This window comes from Bacillus sp. AF23 (assembly GCF_020861455.1).
In the GTDB taxonomy this organism is placed as follows: Bacteria; Bacillota; Bacilli; order Bacillales; family Bacillaceae; genus Bacillus; species Bacillus halotolerans.
The window spans coordinates 284,343-306,726 of the sequence record NZ_JAJHVY010000017.1 but is presented as its reverse complement, the minus strand read 5'-3'; the positions used below and the strand labels follow the sequence as shown (position 1 = coordinate 306,726).

Annotated in this window: 21 protein-coding genes and 1 pseudogene; 20 read left to right on the top strand and 2 right to left on the bottom strand. The window is 45.2% G+C overall.

Annotated features, from left to right (window positions below):
• Nucleotides 1–50 precede the first annotated feature (50 nt).
• From LNN34_RS10510 to LNN34_RS10465, 10 genes and pseudogenes are all read left to right on the top strand, one after another.
• Nucleotides 51–1,481 carry an FAD-binding oxidoreductase gene (locus LNN34_RS10510; protein ID WP_069486623.1) on the top strand — a complete coding sequence of 477 codons (1,431 nt, stop codon included), beginning with the start codon at nucleotides 51–53 and terminating at the stop codon, nucleotides 1,479–1,481.
• A complete protein-coding gene (locus LNN34_RS10505) occupies nucleotides 1,481–2,020 on the top strand; it encodes an MFS transporter (protein ID WP_044156416.1) in 540 nt (179 codons plus the stop codon). Before LNN34_RS10510 ends, LNN34_RS10505 begins: the two co-directional genes overlap by 1 nt.
• Nucleotides 2,021–2,224: 204 nt before the next feature.
• Entirely contained in the window at nucleotides 2,225–3,262 is a 1,038-nt protein-coding gene (gene argC / locus LNN34_RS10500) for an N-acetyl-gamma-glutamyl-phosphate reductase (protein ID WP_229043303.1), read from the top strand.
• Nucleotides 3,263–3,281: 19 nt separating this feature from the next.
• Nucleotides 3,282–4,502 carry a bifunctional ornithine acetyltransferase/N-acetylglutamate synthase gene (gene argJ, locus LNN34_RS10495; protein ID WP_229043301.1) on the top strand — a complete coding sequence of 407 codons (1,221 nt, stop codon included), beginning with the start codon at nucleotides 3,282–3,284 and terminating at the stop codon, nucleotides 4,500–4,502.
• Nucleotides 4,503–4,516: 14 nt separating this feature from the next.
• Nucleotides 4,517–5,293, top strand: coding sequence for an acetylglutamate kinase (gene argB / locus LNN34_RS10490; protein ID WP_044156412.1), 777 nt, complete (start codon nucleotides 4,517–4,519; stop codon nucleotides 5,291–5,293).
• Nucleotides 5,290–6,447, top strand: a complete 1,158-nt coding sequence (locus LNN34_RS10485) for an acetylornithine transaminase (RefSeq protein ID WP_229043299.1) — start codon at nucleotides 5,290–5,292, stop codon at nucleotides 6,445–6,447. Before argB ends, LNN34_RS10485 begins: the two co-directional genes overlap by 4 nt.
• 70 nt (nucleotides 6,448–6,517) lie before the next feature.
• Nucleotides 6,518–7,579 carry a carbamoyl phosphate synthase small subunit gene (locus LNN34_RS10480; protein ID WP_059293050.1) on the top strand — a complete coding sequence of 354 codons (1,062 nt, stop codon included), beginning with the start codon at nucleotides 6,518–6,520 and terminating at the stop codon, nucleotides 7,577–7,579.
• Nucleotides 7,572–10,664 carry a carbamoyl phosphate synthase large subunit gene (locus LNN34_RS10475; RefSeq protein ID WP_229043297.1) on the top strand — a complete coding sequence of 1,031 codons (3,093 nt, stop codon included), beginning with the start codon at nucleotides 7,572–7,574 and terminating at the stop codon, nucleotides 10,662–10,664. Before LNN34_RS10480 ends, LNN34_RS10475 begins: the two co-directional genes overlap by 8 nt.
• Before the next feature lie 2 nt (nucleotides 10,665–10,666).
• A pseudogene (gene argF / locus LNN34_RS10470) lies at nucleotides 10,667–11,624 on the top strand (ornithine carbamoyltransferase).
• An 85-nt stretch (nucleotides 11,625–11,709) separates the two neighbouring features.
• Entirely contained in the window at nucleotides 11,710–11,889 is a 180-nt protein-coding gene (locus LNN34_RS10465) for a YjzC family protein (RefSeq protein WP_003239319.1), read from the top strand.
• Between the two features lie 46 nt (nucleotides 11,890–11,935).
• On the opposite strand, the gene LNN34_RS10460 is transcribed toward LNN34_RS10465, so the two are convergent.
• Nucleotides 11,936–12,121: a YjzD family protein gene (locus LNN34_RS10460; protein ID WP_010333727.1), complete on the bottom strand. Its 186-nt coding sequence runs from the start codon at nucleotides 12,119–12,121 to the stop codon at nucleotides 11,936–11,938.
• Between the two features lie 258 nt (nucleotides 12,122–12,379).
• Between LNN34_RS10460 and LNN34_RS10455 the strand changes: the two genes are divergently transcribed.
• From LNN34_RS10455 to comZ, 4 genes are all read left to right on the top strand, one after another.
• Nucleotides 12,380–13,117 carry a hypothetical protein gene (locus tag LNN34_RS10455; RefSeq protein WP_229043293.1) on the top strand — a complete coding sequence of 246 codons (738 nt, stop codon included), beginning with the start codon at nucleotides 12,380–12,382 and terminating at the stop codon, nucleotides 13,115–13,117.
• 82 nt (nucleotides 13,118–13,199) lie between these two features.
• Nucleotides 13,200–13,763 (top strand): hypothetical protein, encoded by a 564-nt coding sequence (locus tag LNN34_RS10450; RefSeq protein WP_229043291.1) that lies wholly within the window; start codon nucleotides 13,200–13,202, stop codon nucleotides 13,761–13,763.
• A gap of 90 nt (nucleotides 13,764–13,853) precedes the next feature.
• A complete protein-coding gene (locus LNN34_RS10445; RefSeq protein ID WP_229043289.1) occupies nucleotides 13,854–14,807 on the top strand; it encodes a BMP family ABC transporter substrate-binding protein in 954 nt (317 codons plus the stop codon).
• A gap of 14 nt (nucleotides 14,808–14,821) precedes the next feature.
• Nucleotides 14,822–15,013: a ComG operon transcriptional repressor ComZ gene (gene comZ / locus LNN34_RS10440; protein WP_003224559.1), complete on the top strand. Its 192-nt coding sequence runs from the start codon at nucleotides 14,822–14,824 to the stop codon at nucleotides 15,011–15,013.
• A gap of 29 nt (nucleotides 15,014–15,042) precedes the next feature.
• Here the strand turns inward: comZ and LNN34_RS10435 are convergent, their stop codons facing one another.
• Complete coding sequence (locus LNN34_RS10435; RefSeq protein ID WP_082687943.1) at nucleotides 15,043–15,273, bottom strand: hypothetical protein; 231 nt, start codon at nucleotides 15,271–15,273, stop codon at nucleotides 15,043–15,045.
• A gap of 165 nt (nucleotides 15,274–15,438) precedes the next feature.
• Between LNN34_RS10435 and fabH the strand changes: the two genes are divergently transcribed.
• The 6 genes from fabH to LNN34_RS10405 all read left to right on the top strand — a co-directional run bounded on the left by fabH (nucleotide 15,439) and on the right by LNN34_RS10405 (nucleotide 22,382).
• Entirely contained in the window at nucleotides 15,439–16,377 is a 939-nt protein-coding gene (fabH, locus tag LNN34_RS10430; protein WP_010333732.1) for a beta-ketoacyl-ACP synthase III, read from the top strand.
• Nucleotides 16,378–16,399: 22 nt separating this feature from the next.
• Complete coding sequence (gene fabF, locus LNN34_RS10425) at nucleotides 16,400–17,638, top strand: beta-ketoacyl-ACP synthase II (protein ID WP_024120905.1); 1,239 nt, start codon at nucleotides 16,400–16,402, stop codon at nucleotides 17,636–17,638.
• A 79-nt stretch (nucleotides 17,639–17,717) separates the two neighbouring features.
• The gene (locus tag LNN34_RS10420) at nucleotides 17,718–18,503 is read left to right on the top strand and encodes a DUF2268 domain-containing protein (RefSeq protein ID WP_229043288.1); all 786 of its coding nucleotides are present in this window, start codon (nucleotides 17,718–17,720) and stop codon (nucleotides 18,501–18,503) included.
• A gap of 190 nt (nucleotides 18,504–18,693) precedes the next feature.
• Entirely contained in the window at nucleotides 18,694–19,680 is a 987-nt protein-coding gene (gene appD, locus LNN34_RS10415) for an oligopeptide ABC transporter ATP-binding protein AppD (RefSeq protein WP_229043286.1), read from the top strand.
• Entirely contained in the window at nucleotides 19,677–20,666 is a 990-nt protein-coding gene (appF, locus tag LNN34_RS10410) for an oligopeptide ABC transporter ATP-binding protein AppF (RefSeq protein ID WP_044156397.1), read from the top strand. Before appD ends, appF begins: the two co-directional genes overlap by 4 nt.
• Before the next feature lie 87 nt (nucleotides 20,667–20,753).
• Nucleotides 20,754–22,382, top strand: coding sequence for a peptide-binding protein (locus LNN34_RS10405; protein ID WP_069486373.1), 1,629 nt, complete (start codon nucleotides 20,754–20,756; stop codon nucleotides 22,380–22,382).
• Nucleotides 22,383–22,384: the final 2 nt, after the last annotated feature.

Here is a 22,384-nt window from a genome sequence, read left to right as displayed (position 1 = left end):
GAGGACGCAAACATGGTATAATGGCCATAAAAAACAGCAGGGAGAGCGCCATGAAAAAGAAATTGCTTGCATTCGCGCTGTGCACCGGTGCGTATGCGGTCCTGTTTGCGTACTCTGTTCATTCAGAGCAAAAAAGCGGCTCCAGCGAGATGACTGATGTCAGCCGCTTGATGCCGGTGAAAATTAAGCAGACAGTGAAAGGGCAGGAAGAAAATAACCTTATTGACACAGTCAAAGAAGCCAATCGAAAAAACATAAAAATCTCAATAGCCGGAACCCAGCATTCGATGGGCGGCCATACATATTACGAGGACGGCATCGTTCTCGACATGACAGGCTACAACAAAATCCTCGCTTTCGATAAAGAGAAAAAAACCATCAGGGTCCAAAGCGGGGCGACGTGGAATGACATACAGAAATACGTAAATCCATACGGGCTTGCAGTAAAAGTCATGCAGTCACAAAATATTTTTACAATCGGAGGATCTCTCAGCGCCAATGCCCACGGGCGTGATATCCGCTATGGGTCGCTGATTGATACAGTCAAATCATTCCGTCTTTTAAAAGCCGACGGCACAATTGTCACTGTCACTCCAAAAGATGATTTATTTTCAGCAGTCATCGGCGGGTACGGTCTTTTTGGCGTGATTCTCGATGCTGAGCTTGAATTAACGGATGACGAGCTGTACGTCATGCAGACGGAAAAAATGAACTACAGTACATATGCTGACTATTTTACAAAGCATGTCAAAGGCAATCCCGGTGTCCGCATGCATCTCGCTCGCATCTCAACAGCAGAAAAAGGATTTCTGAAAGACATGTATGTCACAAATTACGTATTATCAGAAGAGCAGGATCAGCTGACATCTTACAGCGATCTCAAAGAGGATGAGCATACACAGGTGACGAAATTCGCGCTCGGCCTGTCAAGAAGGTACGGGTGGGGCAGAAACTGGCTGTGGAACACCCAGCAATCCTATTTTCTAAGCCAAAATGGAACAAAGGTCTCACGCAATAACGTCATGCGGTCAGAATCAAAATTTCTCGAATACGAAAACAATGAAAATACAGACGTGCTGCAGGAATACTTTGTGCCGGTGAAGGAGTACGCTTCCTATATTGATGACCTGAGACAAACGCTGTCACACGAAGACCTGAATCTGCTTAATATCACGATCCGGTATGTGCAAAAAAACGAAAAGGCTGACCTGTCTTATGCGAAGGATGATATGTTTTCGCTCGTGCTCTTAATCAACGAGGGCTTTTCAAAAGAAGACCAGGCTGACGCTGCCAGGATCATCAGGCGTATGACAGACGTTGCGCTCAAACACGGAGGAAGCTATTATCTGCCGTATATGACATATCAGACAAAGGCGCAAATGAGACAGGCGTATCCGAAAAGCGAAGCGTTTTTTCAGAAAAAACAGACGTATGATCCGGATGAGCGGTTTATGAATTACTTTTATCAGAGGTATAAATAATGGGGAAAAACAAATTAAAATGGCTGACACTTTCACAAAGCAGCGTGTTTTTCGCAAGCAGTTTAATCTTTCCGTTTTATATTCTGTTTGTGAAGAATATCGGCTCAAGCTACACGCAGTTCGGTTTTTCCTACGGATTATTCGGACTGAGCGGAGCGCTCATTTACCCGCTCCTCGGCCGGCTTTCTGAAAGGATCGACAGCCGCTATTATCTGCTTGCGAACTCATGGGGCATGGCGGTTCTGCTTTTGTATGTTCCACATGTAAACAGCGTTCTTCAAGTGTACATCGTGCAAGTGCTGTTAGGCCTCTTTGGGGCGATGCAAAAACACGGAGAAAAAGTATTAATCGCCGACTTTACAGACACCGGGGAACGCGGAAAAAAGATTGGGAATTATCATTTTTGGACCGCTGTTTTTTCAGCGGCTGCCATTATGCTCGGCGGTTTTCTCGCCGACTTTTTTACGGTGCAAATGATTTTTTATACAAGCTCTATTCTATATTTTCTGAGCGGATTGATGATGATGAAAACAGGCTGACACGGTCAGCCTGTTTTTTTATGCAGCTGCAAATGGCGCCGGATCAACAACTTGAAGCGGTTTCTGCCTGCTTTTTAATCGCCGATTTTTTTATTGAACAGAAATTTTATAAATGAATAAAAATATTAAATATACGATTGAATTAATTTTTATTCATGTTATAATGTTAAATAATTTCACAAAGACCAAGAAGGTGAATTCGTTTTGAAAATAGGAATTGTAGGCGCTACGGGTTATGGAGGCGCCGAACTTGTCAGGATTCTTACACATCATCCTCATGCAGAAGAATGTATACTTTATTCATCCAGCGGGGAAGGAAAGGTCTATAGTCATGTTTATCCTTATCTTACCGGCTTGGCTGAGCAGAAGCTCAAGCCCATTGATATGAATACAATCAAACAGGAAATCGATGTCATGTTTCTTGCTGCGCCCCCGGGAGTATCAAGTGAACTGACTCCGCAGCTTGCAGAGGCGGGAATTCCGGTTATTGATCTGTCAGGTGATCTGAGGATCCAAGAGCCTGCTGTATATGAAAAGTGGTATAAACGGACAGCGGCACCAAAAGAAACAATTCAAGAGGCGGTTTACGGCCTTTCGGAGCTGAATCAAAGGAACATTCAGCAGGCGAAGCTCATCGCCAATCCGGGGTGTTTCCCGACGGCTGTGCTGCTAGGCCTCGCGCCTTTGGCTCAACAAAAGCTGCTTGATGAATCGTTCGTTATCGTTGATGCGAAAACAGGCGTTTCCGGTGCGGGGAGAAAAGCGTCCATGGGAACCCATTTTTCTGAGCTTAACGACAATTTTAAAATTTATAAAGTAAATGAACATCAGCACACCCCTGAGATTGAACAGACGTTAAAAGAATGGCAGCCAGGGTTGAAGGCTATTACATTTTCTGCTCACTTGGTTCCGATGACAAGGGGAATCATGGCGACAATGTATACGCAATTAACATCTGATCTATCTGCAGAAGATCTGCACGATTTATATTCGGAATTTTACCAAGATTCATATTTTGTGAGAGTGAGGCCAAAGGGTCATTACCCGCAAACGAAGGAAGTGTTCGGCAGCAATTTCTGCGATGTATCCGTTACCCTCGACGAAAGAACGAACAGGGTCACGATCGTTTCGGTAATTGATAATCTGATGAAGGGTGCCGCTGGGCAGGCAGTACAAAATTTCAATATCATGAATGGCTGGAACGAAGAGACAGGTCTTACCATGACACCAATTTATCCATAGAACAGGAGAGAATCGAACCATGATTCAGTTGAGTGAAGATCAAATAGTGAAAGTAAAAGGCGATGTATCCTCGCCAAAAGGATTTCAGGCAAAGGGCGTGCATTGCGGGCTGCGCTACTCGAAAAAAGACCTTGGCGTCATTATCAGCGCGACACCGGCAGTGAGCGCGGCAGTTTATACGCAAAGCCACTTTCAGGCGGCTCCGATTAAAGTCACACAGGACAGCTTAAAGCACGGATCAGCTCTGAAAGCAGTCATTGTCAACAGCGCCATTGCCAATGCTTGTACAGGGGAACAAGGCTTAGAGGACGCATACAAAATGCGGGAGAGCCTCGCTTTACAGCTGGGCATTGAGCCGGAGCTTGTCGCCGTTTCTTCAACTGGTGTCATTGGCGAACATTTAAATATGGAAAACATTCAGGCCGGCATCGAGCTTTTGAAAGAAACGCCTGCGGGATCTGGAGATTTCGAGGAAGCGATTTTAACGACAGATACCGTCATCAAGCAAACGTGCTATGAACTGACAATCGGCGGTCAAAAAGTCACCATCGGCGGAGCGGCTAAAGGCTCCGGAATGATTCACCCAAACATGGCTACGATGCTGGGGTTTGTGACAACAGACGCGGCAATCGAAGAAAAAACGCTGCAAAAAGCGCTCCGCGACATCACTGACGTCTCTTTTAATCAAATTACAGTTGACGGAGAAACCTCTACCAATGACATGGTATTGGTCATGGCAAATGGCTGCGCGGAAAATGAGCGCCTTACGGAAGATCATAAAGACTGGCCGCTCTTTAAAAAAGCGCTTCTGATGGCTTGCGAAGATTTGGCTAAGGAGATTGCCAGAGACGGGGAAGGCGCGACAAAACTAATCGAAGCCCAAGTAAAAGGGGCGAAAAACAATCTTGATGCAAACGTAATTGCCAAGAAAATTGTCGGGTCGAACCTCGTAAAAACCGCTGTATACGGAACAGACGCGAACTGGGGGCGCATTATCGGTGCTATCGGGCACAGCGCGGCTCAGGTGAAGGCTGAAGAAGTAGAGGTTTATCTCGGGGGCCAATGCCTGTTTAAAAACAACGAGCCTCAGCCATTCTCTGAATCTCTCGCGAAAGAATATCTCGAAGGAGACGAGATTGCCATTGTCATCAAGATGCATGAAGGAGACGGGAACGGAAGAGCATGGGGCTGTGATCTGACCTATGATTATATCAAAATTAATGCGAGCTATCGCACGTAATAAAGGGGAGCACAATGAAGAAAACAATCGTTTTTAAATGCGGGGGAAGTGTCATCCGTGAGCTGTCGGAAGAATTTTTTCAAAACCTGAAAGAATTGATGGAATCAGGCTGGAAATTGGCGATCGTGCACGGCGGCGGACCGGAAATCACACATATGCTGAAACGGTTAAACATCAAAACAGAGTTTGCAGGCGGACAGCGGAAAACAACCAAACCGGTATTGGAAGTCGCTGAAATGGTACTGTCCGGCTCAGTGAATAAATTTTTCGTTGCCGAGCTTGCAAAACACGGGCTCCGGGCTGCGGGAGTGTCCGGCAAGGATGGAGGCCTTCTCGAAGCAGACTATCTCGATCCGGACACATACGGGGAAGTCGGAGAAATTAAAAAGGTTAATGCCTCTATGGTAAACGCGCTGATGGATGAAGGCATCATTCCGGTAATTGCGCCCCTGTCTTTGACGAGCGATTACAAAACACTGAATGTCAATGCTGATCTTGCAGCTTCGGCAGTCGCCGGAGCGCTGAAAGCCGATAAGCTGATGTTCGTCACAGACGTGGAAGGAATTATGAAGGAAAAACAGCGTCTCGACATCCTGACCCCTGAGGAAATTCAGACTCTCATTAAACAGGAAGTGATCACAGGCGGGATGATACCAAAGGTCAATTCAGCCTTGTCAGCATTATCAGATCAAGTATCAGAAGTGATGATCGTAAATGGAAAAGGATCGTTTTTCTCAGATCAAACATTTCAAGGAACAAAAATCGTTAAAGCAAAGGAGGCTGTTTCATGAGCAGCTTGTTTCAAACCTACGGACGGTGGAACATTGAGATAAAGAAAGCGAAGGGAACTTGCGTTGAGGATCAAAACGGCAAAACATACCTCGATTTCATTCAAGGGATTGCGGTTTCCAACCTAGGCCACTGCCATGAAGCGGTCACAGAAGCGGTCAAAAAACAGCTCGACAGCGTATGGCACGTATCCAATCTGTTTGAAAACAGTCTTCAGGAGCAAGCGGCACAGCAGTTAGCGGCAAACAGTGCCGGAGATCTCGTTTTTTTCTGCAACAGCGGAGCGGAAGCGAATGAAGGCGCGATTAAGCTGGCGCGAAAAGCAACTGGAAAAACGAAAATCATCACATTTCTCCAATCATTCCACGGCCGTACCTATGCAGGGATGGCAGCTACCGGACAGGATAAAATCAAAACAGGCTTCGGCCCGATGCTGGAAGGCTTTCACTACCTCCCGTACAATGATCCTGGCGCTTTTGATGCTCTTGGGGAGGAAGACGGCATAGCCGCGGTCATGCTTGAGACCGTACAGGGAGAAGGCGGAGTCAATCCGGCCAGTGCAGAATTTTTAACAGCCGTACAGTCATTTTGCAAGGAAAAGCAGGCGCTTCTGATCGTAGATGAAATTCAGACCGGTATTGGACGGACAGGAAAGGGCTTCGCATACGAACACTTCGGCCTCTCACCTGATATCATCACAGCTGCAAAAGGATTGGGGAACGGCTTTCCAGTCGGTGCGGTAATCGGCAAGCAAGAGCTGGGAGCAGCGTTTACTCCTGGATCTCACGGAACGACCTTCGGAGGGAATATGCTGGCGATGGCCGCCGTTAATGCAACATTGCAGGTTGTATTCCAGCCTGAATTTCTGCAAGAGGCTGCTGATAAGGGTGCGTTTTTGAAAGAACAGCTGGAGGCTGAACTGAAGAGTCCTTTTGTGAGGCAAATCCGCGGCAAAGGATTAATGCTTGGAATTGAGTGTGATGGGCCGGTTGCAGACATCATTGCTGAATTGCAGACATTAGGCTTGCTCGTACTGCCGGCCGGACCGAACGTGATTCGTCTGCTGCCGCCGCTCACCGTGACAAAGGATGAAATAACAGAAGCCGTCAGCAAGCTGAAACAAGCGATTGCTCAGCATACCGCTGTCAATTTGTAATTTTTTTTCGATATGAAAGCATAAAAATTCATTTTTATAATTAATTATTCATCAAGAGGTGGGCTTTTAGATGGAAGGTTATTTAGTATTAGAAGATGGAACAGTGTTCAGCGGAGAACTGGACGGACATGAAGATTGTACGGGCGAAGCTGTGTTTTTCACAGGAATGACGGGCTATCAGGAAGTGCTGACAGACCCGTCATACAAAGGACAGATTATCGTATTTACGTACCCGCTGATCGGCAACTACGGTATTAATGAAAACGACTTTGAAAGCAAAAAACCGCAAGTGAAAGCAGCGGTTGTTTACGAGGCGTGCGAACATTTTTCTCATCATGAAGCGGTATACAGTCTTAAGGAATATCTGAAAAAATGGAACATCCCGCTCTTGTCCCATGTCGATACGAGGGCTGTCGTCAAAAAAATTCGCGCGAACGGAACGATGGGGGCGTCTGTCACTGCTTCTAAAGAAGCGGCTGAGATTGCCCTGCAGCCTGAGAACGTCGCAGAACAGGCGTCCGCACAGGACATCAGCACAATCGGCGAAGGGAATAAACATATCGCTCTCATTGACTTTGGCTATAAAAAATCAATTGCATCATCACTCGTGAAACGAGGCTGCAAGGTCACTGTTATACCGTATCAGCAAATGGAATCGGTTTACGGCATAAAGCCCGACGGTGTCGTGTTATCCAACGGACCCGGAGATCCGAAAGCCATTACACCGTATATGGAACAAATCAAAAACATCGTCAGCCGCTTTCCGACACTCGGCATATGTCTCGGCCACCAGCTGATTGCGCTCGCTTTCGGCGGAAATACGTTTAAGCTGCCGTTCGGTCACAGGGGCGCAAACCATCCGGTCATCGACCGTGAAACGAAGCGGGTGTTCATGACCAGCCAAAATCACAGCTATGTGGTCGATGAAAAATCCATTAATCAAGAAGAGCTGACGATTAGATTCCACCATGTCAATGACACGTCAGTTGAAGGGCTTTCCCATAAAAAGCTGCCTGTCATGAGTGTGCAATTTCATCCGGAAGCCCATCCAGGGCCGGCGGAAAGCGAATGGATTTTTGATGATTATTTAAAGAATGTGATACCAGCAAGGAGAGAAATCGCCCATGCCTAAAGACACCAGTATTTCAAGCATATTAGTAATCGGCTCAGGCCCGATCATCATCGGCCAGGCGGCAGAATTTGATTATTCAGGCACTCAAGGGTGCATCGCGCTCAAAGAAGAAGGCTATCGTGTTATTCTCGTCAACAACAACCCGGCAACAATTATGACCGATGAAGCTTTCGCGGATGACATTTATTTTGAACCGCTGACGGTAGAAAGCCTGACAGACATCATTAAGAAAGAAAAGCCCGACGGACTTCTGGCCAATTTAGGCGGGCAGACTGCACTGAATCTTGCGGTTGAACTTGAAGAAGCGGGTATTTTAAAGGCGCACGGCGTCAAACTTCTGGGTACATCCGTTGATACAATACAAAAAGGAGAGGACCGGGAAAAATTTCGTTCTTTAATGAACGAGCTGAATCAGCCAGTTCCAGAGAGCGAAATTGTCGATAACGAAACCGATGCCCTTCGTTTTGCGGAATCCATCGGCTTTCCGGTCATTATCCGGCCTGCTTACACGTTAGGCGGAAAAGGCGGGGGCATCGCGCTTACGAAAGAAGCATTTGCCGCCATGATCAAGCAAGCGCTTCTGGCTAGCCCGATCAATCAATGTCTGGTAGAAAAGAGCATTGCCGGCTTTAAAGAAATTGAATATGAAGTGATGCGCGACAGCAACAACACATGCATTACTGTCTGTAATATGGAAAACATCGATCCGGTCGGCGTGCATACAGGCGATTCGATCGTAGTGGCGCCTTCACAAACATTAACTGATGAAGACTATCAAATGCTCCGGACGGCAAGTCTGACGATCATTTCGGCACTTGATGTCGTAGGCGGCTGTAACATTCAGTTTGCGCTTGATCCGTTCAGCAAGCAATACTACGTCATTGAAGTGAATCCGCGTGTGAGCCGTTCATCTGCACTCGCTTCAAAAGCAACAGGTTATCCCATTGCGAAAATGGCTGCGAAATTGGCGGTCGGATACACGCTTGACGAATTAAAAAACCCGCTTACAGGCTCCACTTATGCGAGCTTCGAACCGGCATTGGACTATGTCATCGTAAAGTTTCCGCGCTGGCCGTTTGATAAATTCAAAAACGCGGACCGCAAGCTCGGCACAAAAATGAAAGCCACCGGAGAAGTGATGGCGATTGAACGTAATATAGAAGCGGCAATTCAAAAGGCGGCAGCCTCCCTTGAGCTGAAAAACGTCGGCACGCATCTGCCCGAGCTCGGCGGTTTATCAATTGAAGCGCTCTGGGAACTGGCAATCACACCTGACGATCGAAGATTTTTCGTTGTGATGGAGCTGTTAAGCCGAAGCATATCAATAGAAGAAATCCATGCAAAAACAAAAATCGACCCGTTTTTCCTTCACACCTTTAACAATATCATCAAGCTGGAAAATCAGATCATGGAAGCGGGGAGCGACCTCTCTTTTGATTTATTGAAAAAGGCAAAGGAAAAAGGATTTTCAGACGCAACGATTGCCTCGCTTATCGGCAAGACAGAGGAAGAGGTGCGCGCTCTTCGCAAGGAGAAGGGGATTACGCCTTCCTTCAAAATTGTTGATACTTGCGCAGCTGAGTTTGATGCGAAAACCAACTATTTTTACTCCACGTATTTCGGAGAAACCGATGGAGACATCAGCCGCAAAGAGAAAAAGCGCGCGCTGATTATCGGCTCAGGACCGATTCGCATCGGCCAGGGCGTTGAATTCGATTACAGTGCTGTTCATGGGGTGTTAACGCTGCAAAAGCTTGGATTCGAAACGATTATGATTAATAACAACCCGGAAACCGTGAGCACAGATTATGAAATTGCGGATCGCCTGTATTTTGAGCCGCTGACAACGGAGCACATATTAAACGTGGCGGAGCAGGAAAACATTGACTTTGCGATCGTGCAGTTCGGCGGCCAAACCGCGATCAATGCTGCTGAAGCGCTCGAAAAAGCCGGAATCACGCTTCTCGGCACATCGTTTGAAACGCTCGACGTGTTAGAGGATCGCGATCAATTTTATCAGCTTCTTGATGAACTCGGATTGCAGCACGCTAAAGGAGAAATTGCTTATACAAAAGAAGAGGCTGCAGAGAAAGCAAACGGCATCGGCTATCCGGTATTAATCCGTCCTTCTTATGTCATTGGCGGAATGGGCATGATCATCGTTGAATCGGAAGCTGCGCTTTCTCAGCTGCTGGACGGAGAAGACAGCATGCCGTACCCCATTTTAATTGATCAGTACGTGTCAGGAAAAGAAGTCGAAATTGATCTGATTTCCGATGGTGAAGAAGTCTTTATCCCGACATATACCGAACATATTGAGCGGGCGGGCGTCCACTCAGGAGACAGCTTCGCCATTCTCCCGGGGCCTTCCGTCACAAACAAGCTGCAGCAGGGAATAAAAGATGCTGCGCAAAAAATTGCCCAAAAGCTTTCATTTAAAGGCATTATGAACATCCAATTTGTGATCGATAACGAAACCATTCTCGTCCTTGAAGTGAACCCGAGAGCGAGCCGTACAGTTCCGGTCGTCAGCAAAGTCATGGGCGTCCCGATGATTCCGCTCGCCACACGGCTGCTGGCGGGGGCATCTCTAAAAGATGTAAACCCGGCAATTCAAAATCACCATGGTGTTGCTGTAAAGTTCCCGGTCTTTTCATCACATGCGATTCAAGATGTAGATGTGAAGCTTGGACCGGAAATGAAATCGACAGGAGAAGGCATGTGTGTTGCATACGACGCCGACAGCGCCTTGAAAAAAATCTACACGCGTGTTTGGAATCAAAAAGGAAGCATTTATTTGCAAAACGGACCGGAAGATTTGAAGACATTAGCGGAAAACGCCGGCTTTACGGTTCATGAAGGCACATTCGCCTCATGGATGGAACAGGATGAAAAAGCGCTCCATATCAACTTGAATGGCTCTGAAGAAGCACGCAAAGAGCGTTTGGAAGCCATGACACACGGCATTACCGTCTTTACTGAAGAGGAAACCGTACGGGCGTTTTTGCAAAGCGGATCAGGCAGTCCGCACCCTGTTTCCCTCAGAGATCTTTATAAAAAGGAAGTGGCATCATGCACACAGTGAATATGGGAGAAATGCAAACCAATCTATTCGGAAAAGACCTATTAACGCTAAAAGATCTCAGTGAACAGGATATCAGCGCGTTGCTTGCTGAAGCCAGTGAACTGAAACAAAACAAGATTCAGCCTATTTTTCAAGGCAAAACCCTTGCGATGATTTTTGAAAAATCATCCACGCGGACACGTGTTTCATTTGAGGTCGGCATGGCGCAGCTTGGCGGAAATGCCCTCTTTTTAAGCCAGAAAGATCTGCAGCTGGGCCGCGGTGAAACTGTGGCTGACACGGCAAAAGTGCTCTCGGGCTATGTAGATGCAATCATGATCCGGACCTTCGAGCATGAAAAGGTGGAGGAGCTTGCTGAACACGCTGATATTCCGGTCATCAACGGGCTTACTGATAAATATCATCCTTGCCAGGCGCTGGCGGACCTATTGACGATCAAGGAAATCAAAGGCGATCTCAAAGGTGTGAAAGTCGCATATATCGGTGACGGAAATAATGTGGCGCACTCCCTGATGATCGGCTGCGCAAAAATGGGCTGTGATATCTCGATTGCTTCGCCTAAGGGATACGAAGTGTTAGACGAAGCGGCGGAAGCAGCCAAAGCATTTGCCCTTCAATCCGGTGCTTCCATTACACTTACAGCTGATCCGATTGAAGCCGTAAAAAATGCGGACGTCATTTATTCAGATGTATTCACAAGCATGGGACAGGAAGCGGAAGAACAAGAGCGTCTCGCAGTCTTCGCGCCTTACCAGGTGAATGCATCGCTTGTCAGCCATGCTAAACCTGACTATACATTTTTGCACTGTCTTCCTGCACACCGTGAAGAAGAAGTGACGGCAGAGATTATTGACGGTCCGAATTCCGCTGTATTCCAGCAGGCCGAAAACCGTCTCCATGTGCAAAAAGCGCTGTTAAAGGCGATCCTTTACAAAGGGGAATAACCGAAAAAACTGCTGAGCCGACTCTCAGCAGTTTTTTTATGGAAACATATTCACACCCGCTTAGGCGCATACTACACGAAAAAGGAAAAGGAGGAAAAACAGTGGGACAGCAGCATCAATTCCGGCCCGGGCAGAAAGCGCCCAACAACGGCATCTATGTAGAAATCGGCGAGACGGGGAGTATGGTCAAAAACCCGCAAAAGGTCCATCTGTCAGCAGGAGATATGTTTCCTGAAACATCGAATCACAATCGCTTGTGGACGTATAAAAGAAAACCGTGATCACGAAAAAACCCAAAACAATACATGTTTTGGGTTTTTTGGCTTATTAATGCTGGCTGGCATTGTTGTTCATAGGCATGATTGCTGCTAGCGCCATGATCAGCACATATAAAACGACAGCAATTACGGATGATGTTGTGAAGTTATACGCTACACTGTTCATGCTGGCAATCAAATAGCATGCCATATGCGATAAAAGGAACGTCCAAATAAAAGCAATAATAAATCGCACGTTTCCACCTCGTCCTTCTCATTCTATTCTAGAAGTTATCATACCATACATAAAGCCAAGGGGGAATCTAATTTTAGAAGAAAGTGAGGTGACAAAAGAGTCTGATTCGTCACATTTTTAATGGTAAAATATAAAAAATAAATATCGTCAATTGGTATAATAGCCAAAACATAGAAAGGCTAGGACTTTACCTTATTCGTTTCGTTTCTTTTTACATAAGATAGCGTGAGATGAAGTGTGAAAGGAGGCGGGCAAGCGATGGGAATAACGGAAAGGTATTTTCAATTGGGAACGGAGCATAACGTGATTCATCTGCCCTATCGTCCAAACGGCTTTGGCATCTTTGTCCTCGGGGACAGAACCCACTTTGTCGGTAATGATTCAAGCTTTTGGCTTCAGCATTATGGCAGAAATCAGCTTTTACATATGCTGAGGGACGAAGGCTATACCATTTTTAACAGCAATCTGTTCGGAAGGCACTGGGGCGCGGAAAAAGCGGTCACCTATGCCAAACAGCTGATACATTTCGTGTTGAAGCAGGAAATACTCAATCCGAAGATTCATATTTTAGCAGAAGGGATGGGCGCTCTCGTGGCCGATGAATTGCTTCGTTTTTCCCCGGATCATGTCCGATCAGCCGCGATGTTGAATCCTTGTCTCGATCTTCAGGCACATTATGAATCAGAAAAAGAAAATAAATTTTTCTATAAGCAATTTTTGAAAGAAGTATCGCAAAGCTACGAAATCTCCGAAAAAGAAGCGGCTTCACTCCGTTATAAAACAATCGAAAGCTATCCTAGCAGCGTACCGGTTCATATATGGCAGCGGATGACCGGAGCACCGTATCCGTACAGCCTGCATGCGGAAGTATTTAAGGAAAAGCAGCAGCAAAACCAAGGCTGTCCGGTTGACATAACGTTTCATTTATTTGAGCACCCAAGCAGGATCTATGCATCAATCTGCAAATTCTTTCACAGGCATGAAAAAGAGTTATAAAGAATACAATAACAATAGCCTTCTCTTTTGCGGAGGCTGTTTTGCTTTGGATAAATGAAAAACCGGAAGGGCGGCAGATGAAATGGAATCAACGCTGATTGTAGGGGCGGATGAATTTTTCGGCCTTTCTTTATGCGAGCGAATGATGGATGAAGGCATATACGTAGATGTCGTTTTGGCTGAAACAGATGATGAAAACAGACAAATGTACTTAGAAGAAAGACTCATGTGGCTTGGAAGAAACGAGCACTTTCGGCAGCTTGAGCACATTGAGGATCAAAAGTATGATACAATTTGTATCCAATATGGCAGCGGCTTTTTGCCTTTGGACCAATATAAATCCGCATATGTATTGGTATACGAACAAGACCGAAAAGAGTGGGAGAAACGTGAGAAGACAGGTTCAGAACAAGCGGTGATCCTTCCTAAAATGTATGGGCCGTGGAAAGAAGAACAGGAGGAAGAGGGCTTTTATACAGAAGATGTAGCTGACGAGCTGTTGAGATTCCTGCTTGAGCCCGGCCGTGACACCGGCAAAGATTGCATTTTTGATTTGCAAGTCACGAAAAAAACTTCAAAAGATGAAGCGAAAACAAAAATTCTCGAGTGGAAAAGACAATTTTCATCAATTTTCGACAAATATTAAGAAAAACCTTCCATGTTTCGAGTTTTCTAGATACAATAAACGTATCATTTGAATACATGTGATAGCTTGTCAAAAGGAGTTGAACATGACTTGATCACTAGGCTTGTCATGATCTTTTCTGTCCTCCTTTTATTAAGCGGATGTGGACAAACTCCGTTTAAAGGAAAAATTGAGAAGGTCGGCATGCTCTTTCCTGATACGATTAATGACCTCGTATGGGGCACAAAAGGGTATAAAGGATTACTGAATATACAATCTACATACAATGTGGACGTCTACTATAAAGAAGGCGTAAAAACAGATGAAGATATTATAAATGCGATTGAAGATTTTCATAAGCGCGGCGTCAATCTCCTCTTTGGCCATGGAAGTGAGTATGAAGAAGTATTTAACTTGGTGAGTGAAGACTATCCGGATATGCAGTTTGTGATTTCAAACGCAAAAGCAAAAGCGGACAATGTCACAAGCGTCCATCTCAGCGGGGAAGCTATCGGCTTTTTCGGCGGAATGACCGCTGCCCATATGTCAAAAACCAATCAGGTCGGCGTCATCGCTTCTTTTTCATGGCAGCCAGAAGTGGACGGCTTTATAAAAGGGGCTAAGCATGAAAATCCTAATATAGAAGTGAATACAAAATATACGGATCACTGGGATGATGATTCGACTGCGGTGAACCTTTATCAAAAAATGAAGAACGAAGGCGCGGATGTTGTGTATCCTGCCGGAGACGGGTATAATGTTCCTGTCATTCAGCAAATCAAAAAAGACGGCCTATATGCGATCGGCTATGTCACAGATCAATCCGATCTTGGCGAGAACACCGTGTTAACCAGCACGGTGCAAAATGTGGACAAGGCCTATGAAATTATAGCTGAGCAATTCGACAAAGGCACTTTAAAAGGCGGCGATCACTATTACGATCTGAAAAGCCGAGTTGTCGAAATGGGAACCTTCAGTCCGCTTGTAGACAAAGCCTTTCAGAAAAAAATCGCCACACTGGTCAAAACATATAACAAAACAGGTGAACTGCCAAAAAACGAGTAACGGGGTGACTTTACATGCAGCACGAAAAATCACTTGAGTTTCTGCAAATAGCAATGAAATATCTGCCTGAAGCGAAAGAGCAGCTTGAAAAATCAGGAATAGAGCTGTCGATGGAGGCCATTCAGCCGTTTATGAATTTATTTACAACGGTAATGGCGGAAGCCTATGAGCTGGGTAAATCCGACGCGAAATCTGAAACCGAATAAGAAAAAGCCACTTTCTCGAAAGTGGCTTTTCACATGATTTTCTTTTTAATAGCGGATACCATAGGCGCGAGTTCCTTCAGAGCGGGCTTGATTTGATCGAGAGAGTTCATAATCGAACCGATTTGGTTCATAATATACATGTAATCAATCGTCTCTTCTTCGTTTGCCGGGGAAACCTCCTCCTCCTGCACTTCTTCTTTTTCTGTTTTTTGTTTGGCGTTATCGCCGAACATCATTTTTGAAAACACATCCACCTGCATACGCCTCCTTTTCCATATACCATACTCTATGAGTAAGATGAACCGATAGATTAGACGAATATATTGCCATGTGAAAAAAAATAAGATAGAATTAGTACCTGATACTAATAATTGATCATAACCTGATTGATCTTCTAAATTAACTATATAAAGGAGTCTTCCCTTATGAAAGCTGGAATACTTGGAGTTGGACGTTATATCCCTGAGAAGGTTTTAACAAATCATGATTTAGAAAAAATGGTTGAAACTTCTGACGAGTGGATTCGTACAAGAACAGGAATAGAAGAAAGAAGAATTGCCGCTGATGACGTATATTCATCACATATGGCTGTTGCAGCAGCGAAAAAAGCGCTGGAACAAGCTGAAGTGTCCGCTGAGGATCTCGATATGATTCTCGTTGCGACTGTCACACCTGATCAGTCATTTCCTACAGTTTCTTGTATGATTCAAGAACAGCTCGGCGCAAAGAAAGCATGTGCCATGGATATCAGCGCGGCTTGTGCAGGCTTTATGTACGGGGTTGTAACGGGTAAACAATTTATTGAATCCGGAACTTATAAGCATGTCCTTGTTGTCGGTGTAGAAAAGCTCTCAAGCATTACAGACTGGGAAGACCGCAACACAGCCGTTCTGTTTGGTGACGGAGCGGGCGCTGCGGTAGTCGGGCCAGTCAGTGATGACAGAGGAATCCTTTCATTTGAACTAGGAGCAGACGGCACAGGCGGTCAGCACTTGTATCTGAATGAAAAAGGACATACAATCATGAATGGACGTGAAGTTTTCAAATTTGCGGTCCGCCAAATGGGTGAATCATGCGTAAACGTCATTGAAAAAGCCGGACTCTCAAAAGAGGACGTCGACTTTTTGATTCCGCATCAGGCGAATATCCGCATAATGGAAGCTGCACGTGAGCGTTTAGAGCTTCCTGTCGAAAAGATGTCTAAAACTGTTCATAAATATGGAAACACTTCTGCCGCATCCATTCCTATTTCTCTAGTAGAAGAATTGGAAGCCGGTAAAATCAAAGATGGCGATGTGATCGTCATGGTAGGATTCGGCGGAGGATTAACTTGGGGCGCCATTGCAATCCGCTGGGGCCGATAAAAAAAGGTGAGGTGCACACAAGATGAGTAAAAAAAGAGTAGTTGTTACAGGACTCGGAGCATTGTCTCCGCTTGGCAACGACGTCGATACAAGTTGGAATAACGCAATCAACGGTGTGTCCGGGATCGGTCCGATCACTCGTGTTGATTCTGAAGAATATCCGGCTAAAGTAGCCGCTGAATTAAAAGACTTTAATGTTGAAGATTACATGGACAAAAAAGAAGCAAGAAAAATGGACCGTTTCACTCAATATGCGGTTGTCGCTGCGAAAATGGCAGTTGAAGACGCAGGTCTTGAAATTACTGATGAAATCGCGCCGAGAGTCGGTGTTTGGGTTGGTTCCGGAATCGGAGGGCTTGAAACGCTTGAGTCTCAGTTTGAAATCTTCTTAACAAAAGGCCCAAGACGGGTAAGCCCGTTTTTTGTGCCGATGATGATTCCTGATATGGCGACAGGCCAAATTTCTATCGCTTTAGGAGCAAAGGGAGTTAACTCTTGTACGGTAACTGCATGTGCAACAGGAACAAACTCTATCGGTGACGCATTTAAAGTGATTCAGCGCGGCGATGCAGACGCTATGATCACAGGCGGAACAGAAGCGCCGCTGACTAGAATGTCATTCGCGGGCTTCAGTGCCAACAAAGCGCTTTCTACAAATCCGGATCCGAAAACAGCGAGCCGTCCGTTTGATAAAAACCGTGATGGATTCGTTATGGGTGAAGGTGCGGGTATTATCGTTCTTGAAGAACTTGAGCATGCACTTGCACGCGGCGCCAAAATTTACGGAGAAATCGTCGGTTACGGTTCGACGGGAGACGCTTATCATATCACAGCGCCTGCCCAAGACGGCGAAGGCGGAGCGAGAGCGATGCAAGAAGCCATTAAAGATGCGGGCATTGCGCCTGAAGAGATTGACTATATCAATGCTCACGGCACAAGCACATATTACAATGACAAATATGAAACAATGGCGATTAAGACAGTTTTTGGCGAGCATGCCTATAAACTTGCGGTAAGCTCTACAAAATCTATGACGGGCCACCTTCTAGGCGCGGCGGGCGGTATTGAAGCCATTTTCTCTATCCTTGCCATTAAAGAAGGCATGATCCCGCCAACAATCAATATTGAAACGCCTGACGAAGAATGCGATTTAGATTATGTGCCCGATGAAGCACGCAGACAGGATCTCAGCTATGTTCTCAGCAACTCACTGGGATTCGGCGGACATAATGCAACGCTAATCTTCAAAAAATATCAGTAATCATAACGCCAAACCGGCTGCCCTAAAAGGGTAGCCGGTTTTTTTCGTGCGCATAGGATAAAAAAGAGGAGGCGATAGCATGAGCGTGGAACAAACATACAAATGGTTTGAAAAAGCCGCTTCAATAGATGATCTGGCGCATTACATTGTCCCGTACTTTTCAAAAACGAAGAAAGAAGACTGGAAAGGCATCTTGGGACATTTGCAGCATCACGGGATGTTTAAAAACATAACAGAGGGAATAAGCACGTCTTCCATTCTGAAAGAAAAAGGACTTTTCAGGCATATACAAAAAGAGGAGCAGTACCTCAAAAAGAAGTGGCAAGGACCTGACGTGCCAATCGTAGCACTGCCGGTTGATGAACGAAACAGAAGAATCCGTTTAGAATTCGGGTCAAAATCAGGGCTCGCCTTTCCAGATAAAATGTTTCTCTTTCTCTCGTCAGATATCGAATTGTCCTCGGTTTCAGCCCTTATGACACATGAATATCATCATGTTTGCCGGTTAGATCATATGACAAAAGAGGAAAAAGACGTCACATTACTTGATACAATCATCATGGAGGGGCTGGCAGAATATGCTGTTTATGAGAGGTTAGGCCAAAGCCAAACGGCTGAATGGACCACCTGGTATACCCCTCTGCAGCTTGAGATTTTTTACGAAAAAAAGATAGCGCCTCATCTGAACATCAAACGGGGTCATCGATTGTTCGATCAGCTTTTATACGGCAAAGGATATCAGCCGAAAATGCTTGGATACGCAGTCGGATTCAATATTGTAAAAAAATATTTAACAGAGAACAGAGCCAGTACAGCAGAAGGGTTGTCCATCTCTCCTGAAACCTTTTTGAAAGCAACGCTTTAAAAGAATAAAATAATGGAATTCCATTAATAATATTACAATTATCCTAAAAAATTCTTGATTTTGCAAAATGATTGTAATAATATACAACTATAAAATTTTTCGATAATTCAATATTGTTTATTATTTCTGAATAGAGGGATTACTTTCTCTTGAAAACGTTTGGCGACAAGAGGGGGAAAGGGGAGCTAGCATGAGCACACTTTTAGAAGTGAATAATTTAAAGACTTATTTTTTTAGAAAAAAGGAGCCGATCCCTGCGGTGGACGGAGTCGATTTCTACATCAAAAAAGGCGAAACCGTCGCGCTTGTAGGCGAATCGGGCTCCGGCAAAAGTATTACTTCATTGTCTATTATGGGTCTCGTCCAGAGCTCAGGCGGAAAAATCATGGACGGTACGATTAAACTCGAAGACAAGGACCTCACCTCATTCACTGAGAATGACTATTGCAAAATCCGCGGAAACGATGTATCCATGATCTTTCAAGAACCAATGACCTCCCTTAATCCGGTGTTAACGATCGGAGAACAAATTACCGAAGTGCTGATTTACCATAAAAACATGAAGAAAAAAGAAGCGTATCAAAGAGCCGTCGAACTCTTGAAGATGGTTGGGTTTTCAAGAGCGGAGCAAATGATGAAGGAATACCCGCACCGTCTATCTGGCGGCATGAGACAGAGGGTAATGATTGCCATCGCGCTCAGCTGTAATCCAAAACTGCTTATTGCCGATGAACCGACCACGGCGTTAGACGTGACGATACAAGCCCAAGTGCTGGAGCTAATGAAGGATCTCTGCCAGAAGTTCGATACTTCAATTTTGCTGATTACACATGACTTAGGTGTCGTATCGGAAGCAGCCGACAGAGTCATTGTCATGTACTGCGGACAAGTCGTAGAAAATGCCTCAGTCGATGAGTTATTTTTAGAGCCCCTTCATCCTTATACAGAAGGCCTGCTTATGTCTATTCCTGTCATAGATGGAGAGATTGATAAATTAAATGCGATTAAAGGCAGCGTGCCGACACCGGATAATCTGCCGCCGGGGTGCCGTTTTGCTCCAAGGTGCCCAAAAGCGATGGATAAATGCTGGACCCATCAGCCTTCGCTTTTGACGCACAAAAGCGGAAGGTCAGTGAGATGCTTTTTATATGAGGAAGAAGGTGCCGAACAATCATGACAGCAGCTAATCAGGAAACAATTTTAGAACTTCGAGACGTAAAAAAATATTTCCCAATCCGCTCAGGCTTTTTTCAAAGAAAAGTTGGTGATGTGAAAGCGGTGGACGGTGTTTCGTTTTCTTTAAAAAAAGGAGAAACACTCGGAATCGTTGGAGAGTCGGGCTGCGGAAAATCGACTGCCGGCCGAACGATGATCAGGCTGTACAAACCAACTGAAGGCCAGATTCTCTTTAAGGGACAGGATATTTCCAATCTGTCAGAGGAGAATTTACGAAAAAACGTCCGCAAAAATATTCAGATGGTCTTTCAAGATCCATTTGCTTCGCTGAATCCAAGAAAAACGCTGCGTTCTATTATTAAGGAGCCTTTTAACACACATCACATGTACACGATGCGAGAACGAAATGAGAAAGTCGAAGAGCTGCTTGCGAGAGTAGGCCTTCATCCGTCGTTTGCCTCACGCTATCCCCATGAATTTTCCGGCGGGCAGCGTCAGCGGATCGGCATTGCGAGAGCCCTCACGCTGAATCCGGAGCTTATCATTGCAGACGAACCGGTTTCTGCACTTGATGTATCGATTCAGGCCCAGGTCATCAACTTAATGGAAGAATTGCAGGAAGAATTTAATCTGACGTATCTATTTATCTCTCACGATTTAAGTGTCGTCCGCCATATCAGTGACAGGGTCGGAGTAATGTACCTCGGCAAAATGATGGAACTGACCGACAAGCATGAGTTATATGACAATCCGCTGCACCCATACACCCAAGCCCTTTTATCATCTGTCCCGGTTACAAGAAAAAAAGGATCTGTCAAACGCGAACGCATCGTCCTGAAAGGAGAACTGCCCAGCCCGGCCAATCCGCCTAAAGGCTGTGTTTTCCATACGAGATGTCCTGTTGCAAAACCGATATGCAAGGAACAAATACCAGAATTCAAAGAAGCTGCTCCCAGCCATTTTGTGGCTTGTCACCTTTATAGCTAACTGTCGCCCGCACAGCTTTGAGAGGGGGTATGCTACTACATAAACAGCAGCTAAGAAGAACGAACATTTCAAGAGGGGGAATATCTAATGAAAAGACGTAAAACCGCACTGATGATGCTAAGTGTATTAATGGTGATGGCCATCTTTTTATCGGCCTGCTCGGGATCGAAGTCAAGCAGCAGCGAGAAAAAATCAACCGGCAAACCGCAGCAGGGCGGGGACTTGGTTGTTGGTTCAATCGGTGCCCCGACACTTTTCAACTCATTATATTCAACGGATGAATCGAGTACAGATATAGAACAAATGATTTACAGCTTTTTAACAAAAACAGATGAAAAATTAAATGTCAAAATGTCATTGGCTGAGAGTGTCAAAGAGCTGGATGGCGGACTGAAATATGATGTAAAAATCAAAAAAGGCGTTAAGTTTCATGACGGAGAAGAACTTACTGCTGACGATGTAGTATTTACGTTTAACATCCCGCTGAACAAGGACTACAAAGGTGAGCGCGGCTCTAACTTTGAAATGCTGAAATCAGTAGAGAAAAAGGGAGATTACGAGGTTTTATTTACCCTGAAATACAAAGACCCTAACTTCTATAACAATACATTAGACAGCTACGGCATTCTTCCGGAGCATATTTTAAAAGATGTACCGGTTGCGCAGCTTGAAGATAATGAATTTAACAGAAAAAATCCAATCGGCTCAGGGCCTTTCAAATTTAAAGAATGGAAAGATGGGCAATACGTCAAGCTCGTTGCCAATGATGATTACTATGACGGGCGCCCGTATTTAGACAGTGTCACGTATAAAATCATTCCTGATGCCAATGCTGCGGTTGCCCAGCTTCAAGCGGGGGATATTGATTTCTTTAACGTTCCGTCAACTGATTATAAGACAGCCGAATCGTTTAATAATGTCAAGGTTGTAACAGACTTGGCGCTGAGCTACTCATATATCGGCTGGAATGAGAAAAACGAGCTCTTTAAAGATAAAAAAGTACGCCAAGCGCTCACCACCGCTTTAGACCGTGAAACGATGGTGCAAACTGTATTGGATGGAGACGCGGAAGTCGCTTATATTCCGGAAAGCCCGGCTTCCTGGAACTATCCGAAAGGCGTAGAAGTGCCTAAATTTAAATACAACGTGAAAAAAGCGAAGAAGATGCTCAAAGAAGCCGGCTGGGAAGATACTGACGGTGACGGCATCTTAGATAAAGACGGCAAAAAATTCGAGTTTACGCTGAAAACGAACCAAGGAAATAAGGTGCGTGAGGATATTGCAGTTGTTGTCCAAGAGCAGCTGAAGAAAGTCGGTATTAAAGTAACGCCGCAAATCGTGGAATGGAGTGCGCTTGTTGAACAAACCAGTGCCCCTAATTGGGACTATGACGCAATGGTATTAGGCTGGAGTCTGTCCACTTTCCCGGATCATTACGATATCTTCCATTCAAGCCAGTCTGAAAAAGGCTTAAATAACATGTGGTACAAAAACCCTGAAGTTGATAAGCTTCTGAAAGACGCAAAATCGATCAGTGACCGGAAGGAATACTCTAAGGCCTATGAAAAAATTTATCAAAAACTTGCTGAAGATCAGCCGTATACCTTCCTTTATTATCCAAACAACCATATGGCGATGCCGGCTAATTTAGAGGGGTATGTGTATCATCCAAAACGCGAGCTGTACCAAATTGAAAAATGGTGGCTTGCCCAATAATT

Bases quoted from the DNA above. Each gene is read 5' to 3' on its own strand.
- LNN34_RS10510 (WP_069486623.1), top strand. From the start codon at position 51: ATGAAAAAGAAATTGCTTGCATTCGCGCTGTGCACCGGTGCGTATGCG.
- LNN34_RS10505 (WP_044156416.1), top strand. From the start codon at position 1,481: ATGGGGAAAAACAAATTAAAATGGCTGACACTTTCACAAAGCAGCGTG.
- argJ (WP_229043301.1), top strand. From the start codon at position 3,282: ATGATTCAGTTGAGTGAAGATCAAATAGTGAAAGTAAAAGGCGATGTA.
- argB (WP_044156412.1), top strand. From the start codon at position 4,517: ATGAAGAAAACAATCGTTTTTAAATGCGGGGGAAGTGTCATCCGTGAG.
- LNN34_RS10485 (WP_229043299.1), top strand. From the start codon at position 5,290: ATGAGCAGCTTGTTTCAAACCTACGGACGGTGGAACATTGAGATAAAG.
- LNN34_RS10480 (WP_059293050.1), top strand. From the start codon at position 6,518: ATGGAAGGTTATTTAGTATTAGAAGATGGAACAGTGTTCAGCGGAGAA.
- LNN34_RS10475 (WP_229043297.1), top strand. From the start codon at position 7,572: ATGCCTAAAGACACCAGTATTTCAAGCATATTAGTAATCGGCTCAGGC.
- LNN34_RS10455 (WP_229043293.1), top strand. From the start codon at position 12,380: ATGGGAATAACGGAAAGGTATTTTCAATTGGGAACGGAGCATAACGTG.
- LNN34_RS10450 (WP_229043291.1), top strand. From the start codon at position 13,200: ATGGAATCAACGCTGATTGTAGGGGCGGATGAATTTTTCGGCCTTTCT.
- comZ (WP_003224559.1), top strand. From the start codon at position 14,822: ATGCAGCACGAAAAATCACTTGAGTTTCTGCAAATAGCAATGAAATAT.
- LNN34_RS10435 (WP_082687943.1), bottom strand. From the start codon at position 15,273: ATGCAGGTGGATGTGTTTTCAAAAATGATGTTCGGCGATAACGCCAAA.
- fabH (WP_010333732.1), top strand. From the start codon at position 15,439: ATGAAAGCTGGAATACTTGGAGTTGGACGTTATATCCCTGAGAAGGTT.
- fabF (WP_024120905.1), top strand. From the start codon at position 16,400: ATGAGTAAAAAAAGAGTAGTTGTTACAGGACTCGGAGCATTGTCTCCG.
- LNN34_RS10420 (WP_229043288.1), top strand. From the start codon at position 17,718: ATGAGCGTGGAACAAACATACAAATGGTTTGAAAAAGCCGCTTCAATA.
- appD (WP_229043286.1), top strand. From the start codon at position 18,694: ATGAGCACACTTTTAGAAGTGAATAATTTAAAGACTTATTTTTTTAGA.
- appF (WP_044156397.1), top strand. From the start codon at position 19,677: ATGACAGCAGCTAATCAGGAAACAATTTTAGAACTTCGAGACGTAAAA.
- LNN34_RS10405 (WP_069486373.1), top strand. From the start codon at position 20,754: ATGAAAAGACGTAAAACCGCACTGATGATGCTAAGTGTATTAATGGTG.